Here is a 4345-nt window from a genome sequence, read left to right on the forward strand (position 1 = left end):
GCGGCGAACCCATCATGAGGGAGAAAACTGTTACCTATCTATCCGGTTCAAAGTGTTACCCATCTATCGGCTGGACAGGTGAGGGGCGGCGCCAACTTATCAACCCTACACGTCCGCCCTGAAAGTCTGCTTCTGCTGGCCGAGCCCTTCGATGCCGAGCTCCACCACGTCGCCGGCCTTCAGGAACACCGGCGGCTTCATGCCCAGCCCGACGCCGGGCGGGGTGCCTGTCGAAATAATGTCGCCGGGATGCAGCGACATGAACTGGCTGAGATAGGACACCAGATACTTGACGCCGTAGACCATGGTTCTGGTCGAGCCGTCCTGCATGGTCTTGCCGTTGACGGTCAGCCACATTTTGAGGTTCTGCGGGTCTGATACCTCATCCTTTGTCACCAGCCAGGGGCCGGTCGGGCCGAACGTGTCGCAGCTCTTGCCCTTGGTCCACTGGCCCTGGCGCTCGGCCTGGAAGGCGCGCTCGGAAACGTCGTGCGCGACGCAATAGCCGGCGACATAGTCGAGCGCGTCGGCTTCGCTGACATACTTGGCCGTCTTGCCGATGACGACGCCGAGCTCGACTTCCCAGTCGGTCTTTTCCGAGCCGCGCGGGATCAGCACGTCGTCGTCAGGGCCCACAATCGCCGAGCTTGCTTTCATGAAGATGATCGGCTCCGGCGGTACTTTGGCACCGGTTTCGGCGGCGTGGTCGGAATAGTTCAGGCCGATGCAGATGAACTTGCCGGTGCCTGCCACACAGGTGCCGAGTCGCGGCTTGCCGGAAACCGCCGGCAGCGATTTCGGATCGAGCTTCGACAGCATCTCCAGCGAGGCCGGATGCAGCACCGTGCCGGCAATGTCGGCGACATGGGCGGAGAGATCGCGGATCGTTCCATCCGCATCGAGCAGGCCGGGACGTTCGCTCCCCACCTCGCCATAGCGCAGCAGTTTCATGCAGTTCTCTCCTCAGTCAGATTGGTTCAGATCGACCAGCCACCGTCGATATTATAGGCCTGCCCCGACGTATAGGTGGCGCCGGCGAGATAAACCGCGAGATCGGCTATTTCCTCCGGCGTGCCGAGCCGGCCCATTGGCTGGCGCGCGATGAAGGCGGCGCGGGCGGCGTCATAGTCGCCTTGCGCATGCATGCGGTCCTGCAGCGACGGGCTCTCGACCGTGCCGGGGCAGATGGCGTTGCAGCGTATGCCCTTGCCGACATAATCGGCGGCAACCGCCTTGGTCAGGCCGATCACCGCAGCCTTGGTAACCCCATAGGCGAAACGGTTCGGCACGCCCTTCTGCGAGCTCGCCAGCGAGGCCATGTTGATGATCGACCCGTCGCCACGCTCCAGCATGCCCGGCAGCACGGCACGGATGGTGCGGATCATGGCGCGGACGTTGAGATTGAACGCGAAATCGAGATCGGCGTCCTTCATCTCCAGGATCGATCCCGAATGGACGAAACCGGCGCAGTTGAACAGCACGTCGACGCGACCGATCTCGGCGAAGGCTGACTTGACCGCCTCGTCGTTGAGAACATCCAGCTTGCGGGTCTTGATGCCGGAAGTCTTTGCGAGCTCCGCCAGCAGCACCTCATTGATGTCGGTGGCGTAGACAGTGGCTCCGGCCTTGGCGAAGGCCAGCGCGCTTGCCTTGCCGATGCCTTGCGCCGCTGCCGTGACGACAACGACCTTGCCTGCCAGATCCGCCATGCTTTTCTCCTCGCCTGCCTGATGCATCCGCTCTATCGGTGGCCGGCCGACACGTCATGGACCAGTCAGGCTCGATTGTGCGGCCTGTGCCCTAGCCAGTTCACAGATAAAGATGTTTTTTCTCGTTAAAGAACATTCGTCCGGGCGTCAAGTCCGATCGTCATTGCGCCAGCATGGCGGTGTCAGTCGCCATAGGGCACCCAGACATTCTTCACCTCGACGGCGCGACGCAGCAGGGCGTCGCCGGCGGCCTCTTCCGAGGCCCAGTCCAGGCTACGCCCATTGCCGCTCCAGACCCGCTTGAGATTGCCAATGGAATCGGCTTCCGCCTTGGCGCAGGTCTCGGCGTCGGCGAATAGCCAGAGCCCGTCGACATCGTCATGCTTGGCCAGCACGCCGGCAAGTTCCGCTGTGCGGCCGGTGACGATGTTGATGGCGCCGGCGGGCACGTCGGAATATTCGATCACTTGGTAGAGATCGGTGGCCAGCAGCGGATAGCGCTCGGAAGGCACGGCGACCACGGTGTTGCCCATGGCGAGTGCCGGCGCGATGAGCGAGATGAAGCCGAGCAGCGGCTGATTGTCGGGTGCGACGATGCCCAGCACCCCGACTGGCTCATGCAGGGCCAGCGTGACGGCACGAGCCGGAGGCTGGTGCACGCGGCCCTCGAACTTGTCGGCAAGGCCGGCATAGAGAAACAGCCGTTCGATCGACTGGTCGACCTCCTCGCGCGCGGCTTTCGCGGGCACGCCGGTCAGCTGGACGAGCCGGGCAGTGAATTCATCCGCGCGGCCAGAAAGGTTCTCGGCCAGGTAATAAAGCACCTGCGAGCGGTTGTAGGCGGTCGCTTCCGGCCAGGCCTTGCAGCCGCGAGCGGCTGAAACCGCGTCGCGGATATCCTTGCGACTGCCAAGCCCGACTTCGCCGGCGAGCTTGCCCTTGGCGGTGGCGACGGCGAGCGAATAATTGCCGTCCGGCCGCACCTGCTTGCCGCCGATGAACAGCTTTGCCGTACGATCGATCGCGGAACCCTCGGCCTGTTCGACCGGCTGCGCCGAGGCTGTCGCCGGCTTGATGAGCGGACCGAGCGGGAGTTTGGCCACGAGGTACTCGAACATGCCTTCGCGCCCGCCCTCGCGGCCGAAGCCGCTTTCGCGGTAGCCGCCGAAGCCGCAGGCGGCGTCGAACATGTTGGTGCCGTTGACCCAGACGACGCCGGCCTTGAGTTGCGGCGCGACGTGCAAGGCGAGATTGACATTCTCGCTCCACACCGAGGCGGCCAGCCCGTAACGCGTGTTGTTGGCAAGCTCGATCGCTTCCTCGGTGTTGCGGAAGGTCATCGTGGCCAGGACCGGCCCGAACACCTCCTCTTGTGCAAGAATATTAGCCGGCGAAACGCCGGTCGCGAGCGTCGGCAGATGATAATAGCCGGAGGAGGGCAGCACCGCATCGGGCTGCCAGCAGACGGCACCCTGCCTGGCGCCCTCGGCGATCAGGCCCTTGACGCGGTCGAGCTGCGTCAGATCGACGAGCGGGCCGATATCGGTGTTCTTGTCGAGCGGGCTGCCGACGCGCAGCCGGCTCATCCGTGTCTTGACCTTGGCGATGAAAGCTTCGGCAATGCCTTCCTGCACCAGCAGCCTCGAACCAGCACAGCAAACCTGGCCCTGGTTGAACCAGATGCCGTCGACCAGCCCTTCGACGGCGCTGTCGAGATCGGCATCCTCGAAGACGATGAAGGCCGATTTGCCACCAAGCTCCAGCGACAGTTTCTTGCCCGACCCGGCAGTCGCCTTGCGGATGATCTTGCCGACTTCCGAAGAGCCGGTGAAGGCGATCTTCTGGATGCCGGGATGGTTGACGATGGCAGCACCCGCCTCCGGCCCGCCCTGTACAATGTTGACGACACCCTTCGGCACGCCGGCGCGTTCGCAGATCTCGGCGAACAGGATCGCGGTCAGCGGCGTGAACTCGGCCGGTTTCAGCACAACCGTGCAGCCCGCGGCAAGCGCCGGCGCGATCTTCCAGGCCAGCATCAGCAACGGAAAATTCCATGGGATGATCTGGCCGACGACACCGACACCCTTCTGGCCGGGGAAATCCCTGTCCAGCGCCTGCGCCCAGCCGGCATGGTGGATGAAATGGCGGATTGCCAGGGGCACGTCGATGTCGCGGCTTTCGCGGATCGGCTTGCCGTTGTCGATCGATTCCAGCACCGCGAAAAGGCGCTGATGCCGCTGCATGGCGCGGCCGATGGCATAGAGCACTTTGGCCCTGACATAGCCTGAGGACGCGGACCATTTCGGCAGCGCCTTCGTTGCGGCGGCAACCGCCGCATCGATATCGGCGGCATTGGCATCGGAAACTTTGGCCAACAGCTTGCCGGAAGAGGGCTCGCTGGTCTCGAAGGTCTTGCCGCTGCTCGCCGCCTTCCAGTCGCCGCCGATGAACAGCGCCTTGCTGAAATCGCGGCCGGCAAGCCATGCATCGGCCTCGTTGCGAGCCTCCGGCGCCGGGCCGTACTCCATGGCGTGATAGCGTTCGAGGATGTTCATGGGGCGCTCCAGATAATTGTGTCGGAAGGCGTTCCTTCGCGCCCCCCTCTGTCCTGCCGGACATCTCCCCCACAGGTGGGG

At 64.0% G+C, this 4345-nt stretch carries 3 protein-coding genes; all 3 read right to left on the bottom strand.

Features of this window, described 5'->3' with window-relative positions; translation table 11 throughout:
* Positions 1 to 105: 105 nt before the first annotated feature.
* Positions 106 to 951: a fumarylacetoacetate hydrolase family protein gene (locus FJ934_RS27675; protein ID WP_140613569.1), complete on the bottom strand. Its 846-nt coding sequence runs from the start codon at positions 949 to 951 to the stop codon at positions 106 to 108.
* Between the two features lie 26 nt (positions 952 to 977).
* Entirely contained in the window at positions 978 to 1709 is a 732-nt protein-coding gene (locus tag FJ934_RS27680; protein WP_140613570.1) for an SDR family oxidoreductase, read from the bottom strand.
* Positions 1710 to 1891: 182 nt separating this feature from the next.
* Complete coding sequence (locus tag FJ934_RS27685) at positions 1892 to 4264, bottom strand: aldehyde dehydrogenase family protein (protein ID WP_140613571.1); 2373 nt, start codon at positions 4262 to 4264, stop codon at positions 1892 to 1894.
* Positions 4265 to 4345: the final 81 nt, after the last annotated feature.

This window comes from Mesorhizobium sp. B2-4-12 (assembly GCF_006441575.1).
Taxonomy (GTDB): domain Bacteria; phylum Pseudomonadota; class Alphaproteobacteria; order Rhizobiales; family Rhizobiaceae; genus Mesorhizobium.